The following is a 21678-nucleotide window of genomic DNA, read 5'->3' on the forward strand; positions in this document are numbered from 1 at the left end:
ATTAGCGGCGGACGGGTGAGTAACACGTGGGTAACCTGCCTCATAGAGGGGAATAGCCTTCCGAAAGGAAGATTAATACCGCATAATATTATCGAGTGGCATCACTTGATAATCAAAGGAGCAATCCGCTATGAGATGGACCCGCGTCGCATTAGTTAGTTGGTGGGGTAACGGCCTACCAAGACGACGATGCGTAGCCGACCTGAGAGGGTGATCGGCCACATTGGGACTGAGACACGGCCCAGACTCCTACGGGAGGCAGCAGTGGGGAATATTGCACAATGGAGGAAACTCTGATGCAGCAACGCCGCGTGAGCGATGAAGGTCTTCGGATCGTAAAGCTCTGTCTTTAGGGATGATAATGACAGTACCTAAGGAGGAAGCCACGGCTAACTACGTGCCAGCAGCCGCGGTAATACGTAGGTGGCGAGCGTTATCCGGATTTATTGGGCGTAAAGGGAGCGTAGGCGGATACTTAAGTGGGATGTGAAATACTTGGGCTCAACCCGAGTACTGCATTCCAAACTGAGTATCTAGAGTGCAGGAGAGGAGAGTGGAATTCCTAGTGTAGCGGTGAAATGCGTAGAGATTAGGAAGAACACCAGTGGCGAAGGCGACTCTCTGGACTGTAACTGACGCTGAGGCTCGAAAGCGTGGGGAGCGAACAGGATTAGATACCCTGGTAGTCCACGCCGTAAACGATGAATACTAGGTGTAGGGGTTTCGATACCTCTGTGCCGCCGCTAACGCATTAAGTATTCCGCCTGGGGAGTACGGTCGCAAGATTAAAACTCAAAGGAATTGACGGGGACCCGCACAAGCAGCGGAGCATGTGGTTTAATTCGAAGCAACGCGAAGAACCTTACCTACACTTGACATCCCTTGCATTACCCTTAATCGGGGAAATCTCTTCGGAGACAAGGTGACAGGTGGTGCATGGTTGTCGTCAGCTCGTGTCGTGAGATGTTGGGTTAAGTCCCGCAACGAGCGCAACCCCTATTGTTAGTTGCTACCATTAAGTTGAGCACTCTAGCGAGACTGCCTGGGTTAACCAGGAGGAAGGTGGGGACGACGTCAAATCATCATGCCCCTTATGTGTAGGGCTACACACGTGCTACAATGGCAGGTACAGAGAGACGCAAGACCGTGAGGTGGAGCAAATCCCACAAAACCTGTCCCAGTTCGGATTGAAGGCTGAAACTCGCCTTCATGAAGCCGGAGTTGCTAGTAATCGCGAATCAGAATGTCGCGGTGAATACGTTCCCGGGTCTTGTACACACCGCCCGTCACACCATGAGAGTTGGCAATACCCAACGTCCGTGAGCTAACCGCAAGGAGGCAGCGGCCTAAGGTAGGGTCAGCGATTGGGGTGAAGTCGTAACAAGGTAGCCGTAGGAGAACCTGCGGCTGGATCACCTCCTTTCTAAGGAATTAACTTTCTAGGATAACTAGAAAGACAAAAAATAAAAGCAAAAAGAATGCTGCTTAATTCTCTGTTTAATTTTGAGAGTCTTAAAGAATTTTAATCAAGTTAAAAAGTTTAAAAAAAGACTTGACAAAGTTCGACACTCAATATATAATATATAATGTCCTTGGGGGTATAGCTCAGTTGGGAGAGCACTTGCCTTGCACGCAAGGGGTCAGGAGTTCGAATCTCCTTACCTCCACCATTTTTAATAATATGGGTCTATAGCTCAGGTGGTTAGAGCGCACGCCTGATAAGCGTGAGGTCGGTGGTTCGAGTCCACTTAGACCCACCATATTGTTCTTTTAAAATTGCATATAAATTATGATAAAGCCAAATTAGTTTAAACTAATTTATATTTACTATATTCTTTGTAAATTTACGAGATATAAAAAATAATCCGTAATTGACTAATAGGTCAAGCTACAAAGGGCGTACGGTGAATGCCTTGGCATCAAGAGCCGATGAAGGACGTGATAAGCTGCGATAAGCTTCGGGTAGGCGCAAATAGCCTGAGATCCGGAGATCTCCGAATGAGGAAACTCACATGGGTAACCCCATGTATCCTTAAGTGAATACATAGCTTAAGGAGGGAACACCTAGGGAACTGAAACATCTAAGTACCTAGAGGAAGAGAAAGAAAAATCGATTTTCTTAGTAGCGGCGAGCGAAAAGGAAAGAGTCCAAACCAGAAACTTGTTTCTGGGGTTGAGGATATAACATCAAAGTTAAGAGTTTGTAACCGAAGAGAGTTGGAAAGCTCTACCGTAGGAGGTAATAGTCCTGTAGGTTAAACGAACAAATAACGAGTTATAATCCAGAGTACCACGAGACACGAGGAACCTTGTGGGAAGCAGGGAGGACCACCTCCCAAGACTAAATACTACTTGATGACCGATAGTGAAGCAGTACCGTGAGGGAAAGGTGAAAAGAACCCCGGGAGGGGAGTGAAATAGAACCTGAAACCGTATGTCCACAACCGATCAAAGCGCCTTATGAGCGCGATGATGTGCTTTTTGTAGAACGAGCCAACGAGTTACGGTATGTAGCGAGGTTAAGTACTTAAGGTACGGAGCCGAAGGGAAACCAAGTCTGAATAGGGCGACTAGTTGCATGCCGTAGACCCGAAACCGGGTGACCTATCCATGAGCAGGTTGAAGCGAAGGTAAAACTTCGTGGAGGACCGAACCACGTTACTGTTGAAAAAGTATGGGATGACTTGTGGATAGCGGAGAAATTCCAATCGAACTCGGATATAGCTGGTTCTCCCCGAAATAGCTTTAGGGCTAGCGTCGGAACATTGAGTAATGGAGGTAGAGCACTGAATGGGCTAGGGGGCATAGCGCTTACCGAACCTTATCAAACTCCGAATGCCATATACTTTTACTCCGGCAGTCAGACTGTGAATGATAAGATCCATGGTCGAAAGGGAAACAGCCCAGATCGTCAGCTAAGGTCCCAAAGTGTAAGTTAAGTGGAAAAGGATGTGGGATTTCTAAGACAACTAGGATGTTGGCTCAGAAGCAGCCACTCATTTAAAGAGTGCGTAATAGCTCACTAGTCAAGAGATCCTGCGCCGAAAATGTTCGGGGCTAAAACTTACCACCGAAGCTACGGAATTGAATTTATTCAATTGGTAGGGGAGCGTCGTAATCGGGCTGAAGTCGTACCGTAAGGAGCGGTGGACTGATTACGAGTGAGAATGTTGGCATTAGTAGCGAGATGTGGGTGAGAATCCCACAGGCCGAAAACCCAAGGTTTCCTCAGGAAGGCTCGTCCGCTGAGGGTTAGTCGGGACCTAAGCTGAGGCCGAAAGGCGTAAGCGATGGACAACTGGTTGATATTCCAGTACCACTACAATCGTTATTATCGATGGTGTGACGCAGGAAGATAGGATGTGCTAGCTGTTGGATATGCTAGTCTAAGCGTTTAGGGAGTCATGGTAGGCAAATCCGCCATGGCAATTCTGAGGCGTGATGGGGAAGGTTCTACGGAACCGAAGTATCTGATTCTACGCTGCCGAGAAAAGCATCTAGAGAGAGAAGTAGTGCCCGTACCGCAAACCGACACAGGTAGGTGAGGAGAGAATCCTAAGGCCGGCGGATGAATCACAGTTAAGGAACTCGGCAAATTGACCCCGTAACTTCGGGAGAAGGGGTGCCTACGAGAGTAGGCCGCAGAGAATAGGCCCAATCAACTGTTTAGCAAAAACACAGGTCTCTGCTAAAGCGTAAGCTGATGTATAGGGGCTGACGCCTGCCCGGTGCTGGAAGGTTAAGGGGAATGCTTAGCGCAAGCGAAGGTATGAACTTAAGCCCCAGTAAACGGCGGCCGTAACTATAACGGTCCTAAGGTAGCGAAATTCCTTGTCAGGTAAGTTCTGACCCGCACGAATGGCGTAATGAATTGGGCACTGTCTCAACTGTGAATCCGGCGAAGTTGTAGTACGAGTGAAGATGCTCGTTACCCGCGATTGGACGGAAAGACCCCGTAGAGCTTTACTGTAGCTTAGCATTGAATTTTGGTATTGTCTGTACAGGATAGGTGGGAGACTGAGAAACTAGGTCGTCAGACTTAGTGGAGTCATCCTTGGGATACCACCCTGACATTACTGAAGTTCTAACTGGCGGCCATGAATCTGGTCACAGGACATTGTTAGGTGGGCAGTTTGACTGGGGCGGTCGCCTCCTAAAAAGTAACGGAGGCGCCCAAAGGTTCCCTCAGAACGGTCGGAAATCGTTCGTAGAGTGCAAAGGCATAAGGGAGCCTGACTGCGAGACATACAGGTCGAGCAGGGACGAAAGTCGGGCTTAGTGATCCGGTGGTACCTCGTGGGAGGGCCATCGCTCAACGGATAAAAGCTACCTCGGGGATAACAGGCTGATCTCCCCCAAGAGTTCACATCGACGGGGAGGTTTGGCACCTCGATGTCGGCTCGTCGCATCCTGGGGCTGAAGTAGGTCCCAAGGGTTGGGCTGTTCGCCCATTAAAGCGGCACGCGAGCTGGGTTCAGAACGTCGTGAGACAGTTCGGTCCCTATCCGTCGCGGGCGTAGGAAATTTGAGAGGAGCTGTCCTTAGTACGAGAGGACCGGGATGGACTGACCTCTGGTGCACCAGTTGTTCTGCCAAGAGCATAGCTGGGTAGCTAAGTCGGGAAGGGATAAATACTGAAAGCATCTAAGTATGAAGCCCCCCTCAAGATGAGATTTCCCATAGCGTAAGCTAGTAAGTTCCCTTCGAGAACAGGAGGTTGATAGGTCAGAGGTGTACGCATGGTAACATGTTTAGCTGACTGATACTAATAGAACGAGGGCTTGACCAAAAAGAAAAAGGTAAATATATATGTGTAATTTTTAGAGAATAATTTCTCAAAAATCTGGTGATGATGCTCTTTAAGGTAACACCCGTTCCCATTCCGAACACGAAGGTTAAGCTTTTAGAGGCCGATGGTACTGCACGGGCAGCTGTGTGGGAGAGTAGGTGGTTGCCAGGTCTTAATAAGGTAAAAAGTACTTGTAGTAATACAAGTACTTTTTTGCTATATAGAAATTTAATATACCAATAGAAGGTAGACTTAAGTTTAAAGTAGATAATTATATTTTTAATTTACAATGTATAATAACTAATTAATTTGCTAGTTAATTTCATTAAAAATGTTTTAAAACAAATAAACTTCACCTAGTGTATCGATAAAATAATTACATAGAAAAGTGTAGAAAAATAAAGAATTATAAATATAAGTTCTAATAAAATGAATAATATAATTTTATCAACTATTTTATTATGTTAGAATAAGATACGTTAATGACACGACATAAAACGACAAAGAATTTAGAAAATAAATTTTTTAGAAGATAAAAAAGTTATTGACATAACATTAAAAAGCTGTTAAACTGAATAAGTTGTTTAAAGGCAACTTGTTAAAAGGTCTTTGAAAATTAAACAGAAGAAATTAAGTAAACCAGCAATTCTTTTTATGTTTTAAGCTTAAGATTAAACTTTTAAATTGAGAGTTTGATCCTGGCTCAGGATGAACGCTGGCGGCGTGCCTAACACATGCAAGTCGAGCGATGAAGTTTCCTTCGGGGAACGGATTAGCGGCGGACGGGTGAGTAACACGTGGGTAACCTGCCTCATAGAGGGGAATAGCCTTCCGAAAGGAAGATTAATACCGCATAATATTATCGAGTGGCATCACTTGATAATCAAAGGAGCAATCCGCTATGAGATGGACCCGCGTCGCATTAGTTAGTTGGTGGGGTAACGGCCTACCAAGACGACGATGCGTAGCCGACCTGAGAGGGTGATCGGCCACATTGGGACTGAGACACGGCCCAGACTCCTACGGGAGGCAGCAGTGGGGAATATTGCACAATGGAGGAAACTCTGATGCAGCAACGCCGCGTGAGCGATGAAGGTCTTCGGATCGTAAAGCTCTGTCTTTAGGGATGATAATGACAGTACCTAAGGAGGAAGCCACGGCTAACTACGTGCCAGCAGCCGCGGTAATACGTAGGTGGCGAGCGTTATCCGGATTTATTGGGCGTAAAGGGAGCGTAGGCGGATACTTAAGTGGGATGTGAAATACTTGGGCTCAACCCGAGTACTGCATTCCAAACTGAGTATCTAGAGTGCAGGAGAGGAGAGTGGAATTCCTAGTGTAGCGGTGAAATGCGTAGAGATTAGGAAGAACACCAGTGGCGAAGGCGACTCTCTGGACTGTAACTGACGCTGAGGCTCGAAAGCGTGGGGAGCGAACAGGATTAGATACCCTGGTAGTCCACGCCGTAAACGATGAATACTAGGTGTAGGGGTTTCGATACCTCTGTGCCGCCGCTAACGCATTAAGTATTCCGCCTGGGGAGTACGGTCGCAAGATTAAAACTCAAAGGAATTGACGGGGACCCGCACAAGCAGCGGAGCATGTGGTTTAATTCGAAGCAACGCGAAGAACCTTACCTACACTTGACATCCCTTGCATTACCCTTAATCGGGGAAATCTCTTCGGAGACAAGGTGACAGGTGGTGCATGGTTGTCGTCAGCTCGTGTCGTGAGATGTTGGGTTAAGTCCCGCAACGAGCGCAACCCCTATTGTTAGTTGCTACCATTAAGTTGAGCACTCTAGCGAGACTGCCTGGGTTAACCAGGAGGAAGGTGGGGACGACGTCAAATCATCATGCCCCTTATGTGTAGGGCTACACACGTGCTACAATGGCAGGTACAGAGAGACGCAAGACCGTGAGGTGGAGCAAATCCCACAAAACCTGTCCCAGTTCGGATTGAAGGCTGAAACTCGCCTTCATGAAGCCGGAGTTGCTAGTAATCGCGAATCAGAATGTCGCGGTGAATACGTTCCCGGGTCTTGTACACACCGCCCGTCACACCATGAGAGTTGGCAATACCCAACGTCCGTGAGCTAACCGCAAGGAGGCAGCGGCCTAAGGTAGGGTCAGCGATTGGGGTGAAGTCGTAACAAGGTAGCCGTAGGAGAACCTGCGGCTGGATCACCTCCTTTCTAAGGAATTAACTTTCTAGGATAACTAGAAAGACAAAAAATAAAAGCAAAAAGAATGCTACTTAATTCTCTGTTTAATTTTGAGAAACCTTTTGGTTACTCAAAATTGTTCTTTGAAAATTACACATATATAATGAAGCCGAATTAGTTGAAAAACTAATTTAAATATAATTCTTTGTAAATTTACGAGATATAAAAATAATCCGTAATTGACTAATAGGTCAAGCTACAAAGGGCGTACGGTGAATGCCTTGGCATCAAGAGCCGATGAAGGACGTGATAAGCTGCGATAAGCTTCGGGTAGGCGCAAATAGCCTGAGATCCGGAGATCTCCGAATGAGGAAACTCACATGGGTAACCCCATGTATCCTTAAGTGAATACATAGCTTAAGGAGGGAACACCTAGGGAACTGAAACATCTAAGTACCTAGAGGAAGAGAAAGAAAAATCGATTTTCTTAGTAGCGGCGAGCGAAAAGGAAAGAGTCCAAACCAGAAACTTGTTTCTGGGGTTGAGGATATAACATCAAAGTTAAGAGTTTGTAACCGAAGAGAGTTGGAAAGCTCTACCGTAGGAGGTAATAGTCCTGTAGGTTAAACGAACAAATAACGAGTTATAATCCAGAGTACCACGAGACACGAGGAACCTTGTGGGAAGCAGGGAGGACCACCTCCCAAGACTAAATACTACTTGATGACCGATAGTGAAGCAGTACCGTGAGGGAAAGGTGAAAAGAACCCCGGGAGGGGAGTGAAATAGAACCTGAAACCGTATGTCCACAACCGATCAAAGCGCCTTATGAGCGCGATGATGTGCTTTTTGTAGAACGAGCCAACGAGTTACGGTATGTAGCGAGGTTAAGTACTTAAGGTACGGAGCCGAAGGGAAACCAAGTCTGAATAGGGCGACTAGTTGCATGCCGTAGACCCGAAACCGGGTGACCTATCCATGAGCAGGTTGAAGCGAAGGTAAAACTTCGTGGAGGACCGAACCACGTTACTGTTGAAAAAGTATGGGATGACTTGTGGATAGCGGAGAAATTCCAATCGAACTCGGATATAGCTGGTTCTCCCCGAAATAGCTTTAGGGCTAGCGTCGGAACATTGAGTAATGGAGGTAGAGCACTGAATGGGCTAGGGGGCATAGCGCTTACCGAACCTTATCAAACTCCGAATGCCATATACTTTTACTCCGGCAGTCAGACTGTGAATGATAAGATCCATGGTCGAAAGGGAAACAGCCCAGATCGTCAGCTAAGGTCCCAAAGTGTAAGTTAAGTGGAAAAGGATGTGGGATTTCTAAGACAACTAGGATGTTGGCTCAGAAGCAGCCACTCATTTAAAGAGTGCGTAATAGCTCACTAGTCAAGAGATCCTGCGCCGAAAATGTTCGGGGCTAAAACTTACCACCGAAGCTACGGAATTGAATTTATTCAATTGGTAGGGGAGCGTCGTAATCGGGCTGAAGTCGTACCGTAAGGAGCGGTGGACTGATTACGAGTGAGAATGTTGGCATTAGTAGCGAGATGTGGGTGAGAATCCCACAGGCCGAAAACCCAAGGTTTCCTCAGGAAGGCTCGTCCGCTGAGGGTTAGTCGGGACCTAAGCTGAGGCCGAAAGGCGTAAGCGATGGACAACTGGTTGATATTCCAGTACCACTACAATCGTTATTATCGATGGTGTGACGCAGGAAGATAGGATGTGCTAGCTGTTGGATATGCTAGTCTAAGCGTTTAGGGAGTCATGGTAGGCAAATCCGCCATGGCAATTCTGAGGCGTGATGGGGAAGGTTCTACGGAACCGAAGTATCTGATTCTACGCTGCCGAGAAAAGCATCTAGAGAGAGAAGTAGTGCCCGTACCGCAAACCGACACAGGTAGGTGAGGAGAGAATCCTAAGGCCGGCGGATGAATCACAGTTAAGGAACTCGGCAAATTGACCCCGTAACTTCGGGAGAAGGGGTGCCTACGAGAGTAGGCCGCAGAGAATAGGCCCAATCAACTGTTTAGCAAAAACACAGGTCTCTGCTAAAGCGTAAGCTGATGTATAGGGGCTGACGCCTGCCCGGTGCTGGAAGGTTAAGGGGAATGCTTAGCGCAAGCGAAGGTATGAACTTAAGCCCCAGTAAACGGCGGCCGTAACTATAACGGTCCTAAGGTAGCGAAATTCCTTGTCAGGTAAGTTCTGACCCGCACGAATGGCGTAATGAATTGGGCACTGTCTCAACTGTGAATCCGGCGAAGTTGTAGTACGAGTGAAGATGCTCGTTACCCGCGATTGGACGGAAAGACCCCGTAGAGCTTTACTGTAGCTTAGCATTGAATTTTGGTATTGTCTGTACAGGATAGGTGGGAGACTGAGAAACTAGGTCGTCAGACTTAGTGGAGTCATCCTTGGGATACCACCCTGACATTACTGAAGTTCTAACTGGCGGCCATGAATCTGGTCACAGGACATTGTTAGGTGGGCAGTTTGNTGGATAGAACATAAGTATTAACAGGAACTAATAGAAGAGAGTTGGAAAGCTCTACCGTAGAAGGTAATAGTCCTGTATATTAAAGTGGAAGTTAATAAGTTCTAATCCAGAGTACCACGAGACACGAGGAACCTTGTGGGAAGCAGGGAGGACCACCTCCCAAGACTAAATACTACTTGATGACCGATAGTGAAGCAGTACCGTGAGGGAAAGGTGAAAAGAACCCCGGGAGGGGAGTGAAATAGAACCTGAAACCGTATGTCCACAACCGATCAAAGCGCCTTATGAGCGCGATGATGTGCTTTTTGTAGAACGAGCCAACGAGTTACGGTATGTAGCGAGGTTAAGTACTTAAGGTACGGAGCCGAAGGGAAACCAAGTCTGAATAGGGCGACTAGTTGCATGCCGTAGACCCGAAACCGGGTGACCTATCCATGAGCAGGTTGAAGCGAAGGTAAAACTTCGTGGAGGACCGAACCACGTTACTGTTGAAAAAGTATGGGATGACTTGTGGATAGCGGAGAAATTCCAATCGAACTCGGATATAGCTGGTTCTCCCCGAAATAGCTTTAGGGCTAGCGTCGGAACATTGAGTAATGGAGGTAGAGCACTGAATGGGCTAGGGGGCATAGCGCTTACCGAACCTTATCAAACTCCGAATGCCATATACTTTTACTCCGGCAGTCAGACTGTGAATGATAAGATCCATGGTCGAAAGGGAAACAGCCCAGATCGTCAGCTAAGGTCCCAAAGTGTAAGTTAAGTGGAAAAGGATGTGGGATTTCTAAGACAACTAGGATGTTGGCTCAGAAGCAGCCACTCATTTAAAGAGTGCGTAATAGCTCACTAGTCAAGAGATCCTGCGCCGAAAATGTTCGGGGCTAAAACTTACCACCGAAGCTACGGAATTGAATTTATTCAATTGGTAGGGGAGCGTCGTAATCGGGCTGAAGTCGTACCGTAAGGAGCGGTGGACTGATTACGAGTGAGAATGTTGGCATTAGTAGCGAGATGTGGGTGAGAATCCCACAGGCCGAAAACCCAAGGTTTCCTCAGGAAGGCTCGTCCGCTGAGGGTTAGTCGGGACCTAAGCTGAGGCCGAAAGGCGTAAGCGATGGACAACTGGTTGATATTCCAGTACCACTACAATCGTTATTATCGATGGTGTGACGCAGGAAGATAGGATGTGCTAGCTGTTGGATATGCTAGTCTAAGCGTTTAGGGAGTCATGGTAGGCAAATCCGCCATGGCAATTCTGAGGCGTGATGGGGAAGGTTCTACGGAACCGAAGTATCTGATTCTACGCTGCCGAGAAAAGCATCTAGAGAGAGAAGTAGTGCCCGTACCGCAAACCGACACAGGTAGGTGAGGAGAGAATCCTAAGGCCGGCGGATGAATCACAGTTAAGGAACTCGGCAAATTGACCCCGTAACTTCGGGAGAAGGGGTGCCTACGAGAGTAGGCCGCAGAGAATAGGCCCAATCAACTGTTTAGCAAAAACACAGGTCTCTGCTAAAGCGTAAGCTGATGTATAGGGGCTGACGCCTGCCCGGTGCTGGAAGGTTAAGGGGAATGCTTAGCGCAAGCGAAGGTATGAACTTAAGCCCCAGTAAACGGCGGCCGTAACTATAACGGTCCTAAGGTAGCGAAATTCCTTGTCAGGTAAGTTCTGACCCGCACGAATGGCGTAATGAATTGGGCACTGTCTCAACTGTGAATCCGGCGAAGTTGTAGTACGAGTGAAGATGCTCGTTACCCGCGATTGGACGGAAAGACCCCGTAGAGCTTTACTGTAGCTTAGCATTGAATTTTGGTATTGTCTGTACAGGATAGGTGGGAGACTGAGAAACTAGGTCGTCAGACTTAGTGGAGTCATCCTTGGGATACCACCCTGACATTACTGAAGTTCTAACTGGCGGCCATGAATCTGGTCACAGGACATTGTTAGGTGGGCAGTTTGACTGGGGCGGTCGCCTCCTAAAAAGTAACGGAGGCGCCCAAAGGTTCCCTCAGAACGGTCGGAAATCGTTCGTAGAGTGCAAAGGCATAAGGGAGCCTGACTGCGAGACATACAGGTCGAGCAGGGACGAAAGTCGGGCTTAGTGATCCGGTGGTACCTCGTGGGAGGGCCATCGCTCAACGGATAAAAGCTACCTCGGGGATAACAGGCTGATCTCCCCCAAGAGTTCACATCGACGGGGAGGTTTGGCACCTCGATGTCGGCTCGTCGCATCCTGGGGCTGAAGTAGGTCCCAAGGGTTGGGCTGTTCGCCCATTAAAGCGGCACGCGAGCTGGGTTCAGAACGTCGTGAGACAGTTCGGTCCCTATCCGTCGCGGGCGTAGGAAATTTGAGAGGAGCTGTCCTTAGTACGAGAGGACCGGGATGGACTGACCTCTGGTGCACCAGTTGTTCTGCCAAGAGCATAGCTGGGTAGCTAAGTCGGGAAGGGATAAATACTGAAAGCATCTAAGTATGAAGCCCCCCTCAAGATGAGATTTCCCATAGCGTAAGCTAGTAAGTTCCCTTCGAGAACAGGAGGTTGATAGGTCAGAGGTGTACGCATGGTAACATGTTTAGCTGACTGATACTAATAGAACGAGGGCTTGACCAAAATATATAGTATAATATCAAATTTGTATGCAATTTTCAGAGAATAATAACTCTTTAAAATATTGTTATTAAAATGATGGTGACAATTAATTTGTTAATTATCTGGTGATGATGCTCTTTAAGGTAACACCCGTTCCCATTCCGAACACGAAGGTTAAGCTTTTAGAGGCCGATGGTACTGCACGGGAAGCTGTGTGGGAGAGTAGGTGGTTGCCAGGTCATATGGCTCGATAGCTCAGTCGGTAGAGCAGAGGACTGAAAATCCTCGTGTCGCTGGTTCGATTCCTGCTCGAGCCACCATTTTAATAAGGCGCTATAGCCAAGTGGTAAGGCAGAGGTCTGCAAAACCTTTATCCCCGGTTCAAATCCGGGTGGCGCCTCCAAATAAGAACTTCAGTATTAACTGAAGTTCTTTATTTTTATATCAATATTTTTTTATCTTTAAAATCTATATAGCATTTTTGACCAATAGGTAAAGTTATATTTGGATAGTCGTGTCCAATTGGTATTCCTGTCATAAGTGGGATATTAAGTGGAAGCAAAATGTCTTTTATAATGTTATCTAATAATGTAGATTTAGGAGTAATATGGCCTATCAATATACCTTTGACTTTCTTTAACTTACCAGAATAAATTAATTGAGATAATAATCTATCTATTGAATATGGCTCTTCATTGACTTCTTCAATAAGAAGTATTTTATTATCAGTATCTATTTCATAAGGTGTTTTTAATGAACTACAGATAATAGATAGGTTTCCTCCAGAAATTTTACCTGAAATTTTTTTAGTACTATAAGATTTTATATTTGTAAATTTATTTAAATTTATTTCAATAGTATTTCTATTATTTTGATTTGTTAGAAATTTTAATAATGACTGCAGAGTTTCCTCATTTTCAAAATTAGATTTTATCATTGGAGCATGATATGTTATTAAGCCTGCTGATTTATTTAAATAGTTTAATAGTAAAGTAATATCACTATAACCAAAAAACGGTTTAGGATTATTTTTTATAGCTTTTAAATCTAAGTATTTAGCCATTCTAATAGATCCATACCCACCTCTAAAGCAAACAATTGCTTTTACATTATTATCTCTAAACATTTCATTTATATCTTCAGCTCTTTCTTTATCATTCCCACTAAGGTAATTATTTTTTTTTCTTATATATTTTCCTTCTTTTATATTAAATCCAAGATTTTTGAACTTATTTATATACAAGTCGATAGTTTCATTAGTATCACCACTAGCAGGACAAACAATACCAATAACTCCAATAGAAGTATATTTATTCATATAAAAAAACCTCCTTTAATAAAAAGAAGGAAAGCTTAGTTTAGCTTCCCTTCTTTATTATTATATGCATAGATTTTTTATTATTAGAACAGCATATTTTTCTTATAAAGTATAAAGATTGTTAATACAGCTACTATTGAAGTTCCCACCATAACTATTTCGAATGCATATGGATTATTTTGTAGAGGAAGTCCTATATTCATTCCATATGTACTTGCAACAACTGAGAATAGAGTCAAAATTATAGTTACTGATGTAAGTATCTTAGCAACTCTGTTAAAGTTATTAGAGATAATTGATGAAAAATAAGACATTGTACTTGATAAAATATCTGTATATACTTCTGTCATTTCAATGGCCTGATTATTTTCTATAATTACATCTTCTAGTAAATCTTTATCTTCTTCATATTGTTGAATTCTTTCTAGTTTTAAAAGCTTATCAAATGTTAGTTGATTAGATTTTAATGAAGTTGAAAAATAAACTAGGGATTTTTCTAATGAATGTAGTTTTATAAGCTCTTCATTTTTCATTGATTTATTAAGTCTTTTTTCAAGTAATAAGCTTTTTTTCTCAATTTGTCTAAGATATATAAGGTAGTAAGATGAAACCCTATATAGTATTTGTAGAATGAATCTAAATTTTTTAAATGTATAAAATGAACTAATTTTATTAGAAATAAAATCATTTAATATAGGACTTTCTCTTAATGATATAGTGATTATTGCTTCTTTAGTGTATATGATTCCTAGAGGGTAGGTACTATATACAATATTAGAATCATCATCTTCTATAAAAGGTATATCAAGTATTATTAATGTATAATTTTCTTCTATATCTATACGTGACGTTTCTTCATTATCAAGAGCAGCTTGTAAGAAGTCAAGTTCAACATTTGTCTTTTTTGAAATAAATATTAGTTCTTCTTTTGTTGGATTTATAAGGTTTATCCAACAGCCATTTTCTATTGAATCTATTTTATCTAATTGTCTATTTTGATTAGATTTTAATATTTGAATCATATAGTATACCTCCTTTTAGTCTGGGATATATAGTTTATTTTAACATACCATTTTTATTAAGGAGATATAGTGATATTGCAGCTACAGTAGAAGTTATAGTCATAAGTACTGCAAATGCGTGTGGATAATGCTCCATTGGTAGTGGTATATTCATTCCATATATTCCTGTTGATATAGTAAATAATGATAATACTGTTGTCATTGAAGTTAAGAATTTTGCAACATTATTAAAGTTATTTGATATTATTGAAGCAGAAAATGATATTGTACTAGAAAGTATGTTGTTATAGATGTTGGTCATCTCAGTAGCCTGCTGATGTTCTATTATTACATCTTCTAATAAATCTTCATCGTCTTCATATTTTTTCATAAATTCTAACTTCCCTATTTTAAGTAAGGTTACTTTACTAGATTTAAGTGAAGTTGAGAAATATACTAATGATTTCTTTAGAGAATGAAGTAAGGAGAGTTCTCTATTTCTCATAGATTCATATAACTCTTCTTCTATTAAAGTACTTTTCTTATCTATTTGTCTAAGATATATAAGATAATATGTATATATTCTATGTAATATTTTAAGTGTAAGAGTACTTTTTTTAGAAGTATCAAATGCTTTTATTTCATTTGATGTAAAGTCTCTTATTATTTTACTATTTTTTAGGCAAACAGTAATTATTTCATTTGATGTATGTATTATACCAAGTGGGTATGTATCATAAGTTAGAGCGTTTTCTTCCATATCAGTGTATGGTATATCTATTATAAATAAACTAATGTCATTTTCTATATCTATACGAGATGTTTCTTCATCATCTAAAGCTGATTTTAAGAAATCCATTGGAACATTTGTTTTTTTTGATATAAGTAGGAGTTCTTCTTCTGTTGGCGCTATTAAGTTAATCCAACAACCAGGCTCTAGATTACTTAATGATACTAGTTTTTTTGAGTCTGATTTTGATTTATAAATTTGTATCATAGATTTCCTCCTTAATAGAATTAATAAAATTTATAAATAACGTAGTTTATTATTTCATTTGAAATTTACTTTAATTAAATAATGAGTTTATTATACTATATAATAATAGTTATAGTAAATTATAGATAGATAGTATAAGATTTATTTACTAATTTGTCTAGGGAGACTGTTATATTATTTATATAATATTAATTGTTTAGGCTTTAAATTTAAGTGATATTTTTTAGAATTAATATATTATTGTATGTAAGATGAATTAGTGCTAATAAATTTTGAAGATTGTAAATTTAAAAAGAAATTTTTTTATTAAATAATGATTATTATAGATATATAAGCTTTATAGAGACTTATTGAGGTATTTGAAGCTAATTAGTAATTAAGTGTGTTAAGTATGAGAGAAAGCTTAATTTAAATGATTTTTAAATTAATTGGCTATTTAAAGGCTTAGATTTAATTATTAAAACTTAGTATAATCTTAGTGTTACATTTTAAAAAGAATTAAAAGTTTACGGGGGATTTTAAACTTATGGGCATTATGCAGAAGGAAACTATTAGTCATAGGAGATCAAATGCTATTATAGCTAGTGTTATTTTTGGTAGCGCTATGATATTCTTAGGTAGAGCAATCGGAAATATTAGATTATATAATACAAAGATTGAAGTTGTGACTGATCCTTTATTGATTTTTATGACTCTAGCGATATTTGCTATTTTATTTAGAAAATGTAGAGTGAGTTATAAATATTCAGTTATTGCTGATCAATTAATAATTCATAAAGTAATTAGCGAAAAGCAAAAAGTACTTGAAGATATTAAAGTAGAGGATATCGTATATTTAGGAGAAGATAAAGATAGAATAAAAGAGTTTTCTACTAAAGGCTGTAGAAGTTATATATGTAGAAACTTCGAAGCTAAAAAATGCTGTATATATAAAAAAGATAATAAAACTTATAAATTTTATTTCCAAGCTAGTGATAGGTTTGTTAATAAGGTTAATAATTTAAAGATAAATATTGATAAGCAAGTAAATAAACAAGTAGTTTAATAATTAAAGCATCTCGATTAGGAGATGCTTTTTTTTATTTTGTATTTAGTTCTTGTTTAGCTTCTGAGAGTAACTCAGGTTTTTCTATAAGATCTATAGCTGTACAGAAAAGTGCTATAGATGTTTTGAATGCAATTTCATTTGCTGTATCTTTTATACTAGCTTTTGAAAATTCAGTTGATCCATAACATATAGATTCTCCTGAATCTACTATTGATATTAAAGGTGATATCGTAGGAATAGTTTCACTTATGCTTCCTATATTTAAGGAACATTGTGAGTTTATAGTTCCTTGAGTGTTTATAATACCACTTTCTTTTAAGTTATTACTAAACAGTCTATTTAATGTGTTATTTGATTTTAAAGGCTTACTAGGTGGTTGATATAAGCAAGTGGTGTTATCTACATTTAATAGTTCAGATATAAAGTTAGCTATAGATTTTATTTTATCTTGAACTCCCTCTATATTTTCTATTTGCTTAGATTTTAACATCAGTCTTAATATACTTTTATCTGATTTTATAAATGGATGCATATTTGCTTCAGGTATACTGTAATCTATTTGAACATTATTGTAGTTAAATGATTTTTCTAATATTTTTAATATATTAGATAGTAATAGTAGTGCATCTACTGAAGAATAGCTACATTTATTACAGTTTTTACTTTCGAATGATATTTCTAAGGGGATAACAGCACAGGATGTTCTGTTATCTGATGTTATAATATTTGGATTTATTTCAAATATAGTATCAATTTCTTCAAAAACACCTTGGCGCATAAAAGTTTCTTTAACTCCACCTAAATATTCACCAGGACAGCCAAGTACAGTTATTGTAGCTGGATTATTTAATTTTTCTAGTACTTTAGATAATGCTATTGCTGCTCCAACTTGTATTGAACATAAAGTATTATGTGCTGTAAGGTGCCCTTTATCTTTTATAGCATCATATTCGCAGATAAAGCAAAGATTTGGTTCACCAGATCCTATAGTAGCTTTAAATGCTGTTGATATATTTTGAAAGTTTTTTTCTATTGTAAATCCTCTTTTTTCTAGGAATTCTGTTATATACATACTAGTTTTAAATTCTTTATAGCTTTCTTCTGGATTATTGTATATATATTTTGAAAGCTCAATTAGATTTTCTTTTTCTGTTGATAAGTAGGAAATTGCCTCTTGTTTCATAAAGCATCTTAATAATCTTAAAGGTTATTAAGAATTCACCACCTTCCATTATTCTTTCTCTTATCTTTTGCAATTATAAATAAAATATTTATTGTATAGAAAAATAAATATTTGTTAATAATCAGATATAGGGTTTTTTAGGAGGTATTTATTATGAATAAAGAAGTATTAGATAAGATATGTATAATTTGTGGAAAGACAGGCTCACCTGGAATTTTAATATTAGATAAAAAAATTTGTACTTGTTGTGAGCAGAAGGCTATAGATTCAGATATTGATTCAGAATTTTATGAGTTTTATAAGGAAAAGATTAAAAGTAATTTAGTAGGAAAGCTCAGAAAAGAAGGCTAATAGAATTAATTTTCTATTAGTCTTTTTTTATTTCAATATTATTCTTATTTTTAGAAATTTACTTCTGATATAATATATCTAGTATGATATTAAAGAGATTATTTTAATGTTATTTATATAGATTAGTTTTTATTAGGAGGACTATGATGGATAGTTTTGATGAATTACCTTTAATTAAGGTTTTAAAGGAATATATGAATGAAGATATAGCACCATTTTCTATGCCGGGTCATAAATATGGTAGAGCCTTTTTTAATGATGGACTTGGAGAATTAATGCTTAGGGCTGATATAACAGAATTTGATGGAGTTGATAACCTTCATAAACCAGAGGGAGTTATAAAAGAGTCTCAAGATATGCTTACTAAATTATATAGAAGTAAGAAATCTTATTTTCTTGTGAATGGAAGTACTAGTGGTAATCTTATAATGATGTTTGCTGCTTTTAATGAAGGAGATACAGTTATTATTGAGAGAAATTGCCATAGGAGTATTATGAATGCTATAATTGTTAGAAAGTTAAAGCCTATTTTTGTAAAAAATATAATACATAAAGATTTTAAGACTCCTATTGGAATAGACATAGATGATTTAGAAAGAATAATTAAAAATAATAAAGAGGCAAAGGGAGTAGTATTAACTTATCCTTATTATTATGGAATAGGTATTGGTGTAGAAGATACTATTAAGATGTGTAAAGAAAATGGGCTTAGTGTATTAATTGATTCAGCTCATGGTGCACATTTTGGATTTAATAAAAAGCTTCCAAAGTCAGCACAAGATTTTGAGGCTGATATAGTTGTTATGAGTGCACATAAAACTTTGCCAAGTTTAACTCAAACAGCTTATATTCATGTTAATAATGAAAAGTTTTTAGATAAAGTTGATTTTTATAAGGGAGTATTTCTTAGTACTAGCCCATCTTATATGTTTATGATGTCACTAGAGTATGGAAAATATTTTTTAGAAGTAAAAGCTGAAAATTACTATGATTTACTTCTTGAAAGAATAGAGAGATTCAAGAATAATATAAGAAGCATAGATTATATTAAGCTTATTGATAAAAAATTCTTTAGAGAGTTTGAGGATGTAGAGCTAGATTCTAGTAGAATAGTTCTTCATTTATCTGAAGGCTTAAGTGGACATAAGCTTTTAGATTATTTAAGAGAACAAAAAGTTCAGTGTGAAATGAGTGATGAAAGAAATGTTATTTTAATTCCATCACCTTTTAACTGTGAAGAGGATTTTGTAAAATTAGAAAATGCTTTAATTAATTGTGATAAAAATATTTTAAAACAAGAGGAAAAAGGATTTTATGATATAGAAATTCCTAAGATGAGTATTATCCCAGCTGATGTTTTAGAGATGGATAGAGAATGGGTAGATTTAGAGAAAGCTACTGATAGAGTGGTAGGAGAAAATATAATACCATACCCACCGGGGGTACCTCTTTTAGTGATGGGAGAAAAAATTGAGCAAAGACATATAAGTTTTATAAATAAATATTTAGAAGATAAGATTACTCTTATGGGAGTAGAGAATAGAAAAGTTTTAGTTGTTAAGCAATAAAATCATAGTTAGTAGTGCTGGAGGATAAGATGGGAAAAATATTTTGTATAATGGGAAAAAGCGGCTGTGGAAAGGATACTATTTTTAAAAGACTTAGTATGGAGAATACTGAAAATTTAAAAGAAGTTGTTATTTACACAACAAGACCAAAAAGATCAAATGAAACAGAGGGTGTTGAGTACCATTTTATAAGTAAGGAAGAGCTTGATAATTGGGAGAAACAAGGTAAGGTTATAGAATCAAGATGTTATAATACAGTTTATGGAGATTGGTATTATAGTACTATAGATGATGGACAGATTGAACTTGAAAAGGATAATTATTTAATTATTATAACTTTAGAAGCTTTTATGAATTTTAAGAAATATTATGGTGAAGAAAATGTAATTCCTATTTATATAGGAATTGATGATGGAGTTAGACTGCAAAGAGCTTTAGATAGGGAAAGAGAACAGCAAATACCAAAATATGAGGAGCTTTGTAGAAGATTCTTAGCTGATAGTAAAGATTTTAGTGAAGAAAATTTAAAAGAAGCTAAAATAACAAGAGTTTTTGAGAATTATAATCTTGAAAAAGTTATTTATGAAATTAAAGGATTTATTAGAGAAGAAATAGAAAGATAATGATGATGGTATCTATGTTTAATTAGATAGATACCATTTTTTTATATTTATTTAATTTGTTATAGTATTACAGTTTAATATTGCTCAATTAATGGTATAATTCATATTGTAGATAATGTATATTGTGTTTTTATAGTAATAGTAGCTATCTAAAAAAATATGTTTTTAATTTTTAATATATTATTTTTACTTAGTTTCAAATAATACAAATTAATAAGGAGGTAATTATTATGAAATTAATAATTGCTGTTGTTCAAGATGAAGATTCTTTAGACTTAATTGAAGAACTTAGTAAAAAAGGTTATACAATTACTAAGCTCGCAACAACAGGAGGCTTTTTGAAGGCTGGTAATACAACCTTACTTATTGGAGTAGATGAAGAAAAAGTAGACGATGCTATTAAGATTATAAAAGATAATTGTGAGGCGAGAAAAGGTGTTGTACCTACTCCTGAAGCGATTCCAGAACCAAATGGAGTATATGTTCCATATCCTGTTGAAGTTGAAGTAGGAGGGGCAACAGTTTTTGTTGTAGATGTTGATAAATTTTTCAAATTTTAATTTTTAGGAGGAAGTGCATTGAGAAAAGTAATTGGTCATAAATATATACTAGATAGATTTATTAGTAGTAAAGAAAAAAATGCACTTTCTCATGCTCATCTAATTGTTGGTGAGGATGGAATAGGCAAGAGTTTATTAGCAAAAGCATTTGCTGAGCTTATTATTGGAGTAGAGGAAAGAGAGAGTCATATTGATATTATAAATTATAAGACAACTGATAATTCCTTTAAGGTAGGACATGTTAGAGATGTAGTTGCTGAGGTAAATAAAAAACCTTATGAAGGAGATAAAAAGGTTGTTATTCTTTATAATGGAGAAAAGTTTACTACCGAAGCGCAAAATGCTTTGCTTAAAACAATAGAAGAACCTCCAAATGGAGTTTACATAATCATTTTAACTAGAAGTCTAGAGTTGATTTTAGATACTATAAAATCAAGATGTCAAATACATAAATTAGCTCCTTTAAATAGTATAGAGCTAGAAGAATTTATAGATAGAGATTTTAAATTTATAGATGAAGATACTAAAAAATCATTAATAGCTTTTAGTGAAGGGATTCCAGGGAGAATAGAAAAATTTGTGAATGACAAAAGCTTTTCAAAGATTAGGACTTTTGTTTTAGATGTTTTACTTTCAGTTTCTAAAGGAAATGAAAAGGAAATATTAGAATATACAAATTATTTTGATGGAAAAGGTAAAGGAGAACTTACTAAAATTTTAATTGGTAAGAATGATGAGATTTTAGAGTCTTTTGTTTCCTTTATAAGAGATATTATTGTGTATAAAGAAGTTGCGAATGATGCGTTAATTATAAATGGTGATCAGATAGATAGAATTAAAGAGTTAGCTATGCTTATGTCATATAAAAAGTTAAAAGAGTTTATAGCTATTATAGACGATACAAGATTAAATTTAATTAGTAATACTAATAGAACTTTAACTTTTAATAGTATGATGAGGAGAATGCTGGAGGTGTAAG

10 protein-coding genes, 4 tRNA genes, 5 rRNA genes and 4 other annotated features are annotated in these 21678 nt (G+C 38.4%); of the genes, 15 read left to right on the forward strand and 4 right to left on the reverse strand.

All coding sequences use genetic code 11. The features are described 5' to 3' along the window. Positions 1-429 (forward strand) — a sequence feature (16S ribosomal RNA rRNA prediction is too short). Between the two features lie 10 nt (positions 430-439). Further along, positions 440-1410 (forward strand) — a sequence feature (most likely nonfunctional fraction of RNA operon). Positions 1411-1594: 184 nt separating this feature from the next. The 9 genes from BN8917_RS04245 (at position 1595) to BN8917_RS04290 (ending at position 12453) form a co-directional block, all read left to right on the forward strand. After that, positions 1595-1670, forward strand: a tRNA-Ala gene (locus BN8917_RS04245). A gap of 13 nt (positions 1671-1683) precedes the next feature. After that, positions 1684-1760 (forward strand) — tRNA-Ile (locus tag BN8917_RS04250). A 121-nt stretch (positions 1761-1881) separates the two neighbouring features. Next, positions 1882-4789, forward strand: a 23S ribosomal RNA gene (locus BN8917_RS04255). 53 nt (positions 4790-4842) lie between these two features. Then, positions 4843-4960 (forward strand): 5S ribosomal RNA (gene rrf, locus BN8917_RS04260). Positions 4961-5469: 509 nt separating this feature from the next. Continuing rightward, positions 5470-6983 (forward strand): 16S ribosomal RNA (locus tag BN8917_RS04265). Between the two features lie 233 nt (positions 6984-7216). Then, positions 7217-9228 (forward strand): 23S ribosomal RNA (locus BN8917_RS04270). The 16S, 23S and 5S rRNA genes sit together here with 2 tRNA genes alongside, the layout of an rRNA operon. Before the next feature lie 58 nt (positions 9229-9286). Continuing rightward, positions 9287-9454 (forward strand) — a sequence feature (23S ribosomal RNA rRNA prediction is too short). Positions 9455-9722: 268 nt separating this feature from the next. Beyond that, positions 9723-12059, forward strand: a sequence feature (most likely nonfunctional fraction of RNA operon). Between the two features lie 112 nt (positions 12060-12171). Next, a 5S ribosomal RNA gene (rrf, locus tag BN8917_RS04280) occupies positions 12172-12289 on the forward strand. 5 nt (positions 12290-12294) lie between these two features. After that, positions 12295-12370: transfer RNA gene (locus BN8917_RS04285), tRNA-Phe, on the forward strand. Positions 12371-12379: 9 nt separating this feature from the next. Further along, a tRNA-Cys gene (locus BN8917_RS04290) sits at positions 12380-12453 on the forward strand. A 36-nt stretch (positions 12454-12489) separates the two neighbouring features. Here the strand turns inward: BN8917_RS04290 and BN8917_RS04295 are convergent. The 3 genes from BN8917_RS04295 to BN8917_RS04305 form a co-directional block, all read right to left on the reverse strand. Next, entirely contained in the window at positions 12490-13368 is an 879-nt protein-coding gene (locus BN8917_RS04295; RefSeq protein ID WP_066871085.1) for a S66 peptidase family protein, read from the reverse strand. 83 nt (positions 13369-13451) lie between these two features. After that, positions 13452-14390, reverse strand: a complete 939-nt coding sequence (locus tag BN8917_RS04300) for a magnesium transporter CorA family protein (protein WP_066871088.1) — start codon at positions 14388-14390, stop codon at positions 13452-13454. 34 nt (positions 14391-14424) lie between these two features. Continuing rightward, entirely contained in the window at positions 14425-15366 is a 942-nt protein-coding gene (locus tag BN8917_RS04305; protein WP_066871091.1) for a magnesium transporter CorA family protein, read from the reverse strand. 526 nt (positions 15367-15892) lie between these two features. Here BN8917_RS04305 and BN8917_RS04310 point away from each other — a divergent pair. Continuing rightward, positions 15893-16411 carry a hypothetical protein gene (locus BN8917_RS04310; RefSeq protein WP_066871094.1) on the forward strand — a complete coding sequence of 173 codons (519 nt, stop codon included), beginning with the start codon at positions 15893-15895 and terminating at the stop codon, positions 16409-16411. A gap of 34 nt (positions 16412-16445) precedes the next feature. Here BN8917_RS04310 and BN8917_RS04315 read toward each other — a convergent pair whose 3' ends face one another. After that, the gene (locus tag BN8917_RS04315) at positions 16446-17597 is read right to left on the reverse strand and encodes a zinc-binding metallopeptidase family protein (RefSeq protein WP_066871098.1); all 1152 of its coding nucleotides are present in this window, start codon (positions 17595-17597) and stop codon (positions 16446-16448) included. Positions 17598-17750: 153 nt separating this feature from the next. On the opposite strand from BN8917_RS04315, the gene BN8917_RS04320 reads away from it, so the two are divergent. The 5 genes from BN8917_RS04320 to BN8917_RS04340 all read left to right on the forward strand — a co-directional run bounded on the left by BN8917_RS04320 (position 17751) and on the right by BN8917_RS04340 (position 21677). Then, positions 17751-17948: a sigma factor G inhibitor Gin gene (locus BN8917_RS04320; RefSeq protein WP_066871100.1), complete on the forward strand. Its 198-nt coding sequence runs from the start codon at positions 17751-17753 to the stop codon at positions 17946-17948. Between the two features lie 146 nt (positions 17949-18094). Then, complete coding sequence (locus BN8917_RS04325) at positions 18095-19516, forward strand: aminotransferase class I/II-fold pyridoxal phosphate-dependent enzyme (protein WP_066871103.1); 1422 nt, start codon at positions 18095-18097, stop codon at positions 19514-19516. A gap of 29 nt (positions 19517-19545) precedes the next feature. After that, complete coding sequence (locus BN8917_RS04330; RefSeq protein ID WP_066871106.1) at positions 19546-20139, forward strand: nucleoside/nucleotide kinase family protein; 594 nt, start codon at positions 19546-19548, stop codon at positions 20137-20139. Positions 20140-20369: 230 nt separating this feature from the next. Then, a complete protein-coding gene (locus BN8917_RS04335; RefSeq protein WP_066871108.1) occupies positions 20370-20699 on the forward strand; it encodes a cyclic-di-AMP receptor in 330 nt (109 codons plus the stop codon). Between the two features lie 18 nt (positions 20700-20717). Beyond that, positions 20718-21677 carry a DNA polymerase III subunit delta' gene (locus BN8917_RS04340; RefSeq protein WP_066871111.1) on the forward strand — a complete coding sequence of 320 codons (960 nt, stop codon included), beginning with the start codon at positions 20718-20720 and terminating at the stop codon, positions 21675-21677. The last annotated feature ends 1 nt before the right edge of the window (position 21678 follow it).

It is taken from the genome of Clostridium mediterraneense (assembly GCF_900091705.1).
Lineage (GTDB): Bacteria > Bacillota > Clostridia > Clostridiales > Clostridiaceae > Sarcina > Sarcina mediterraneense.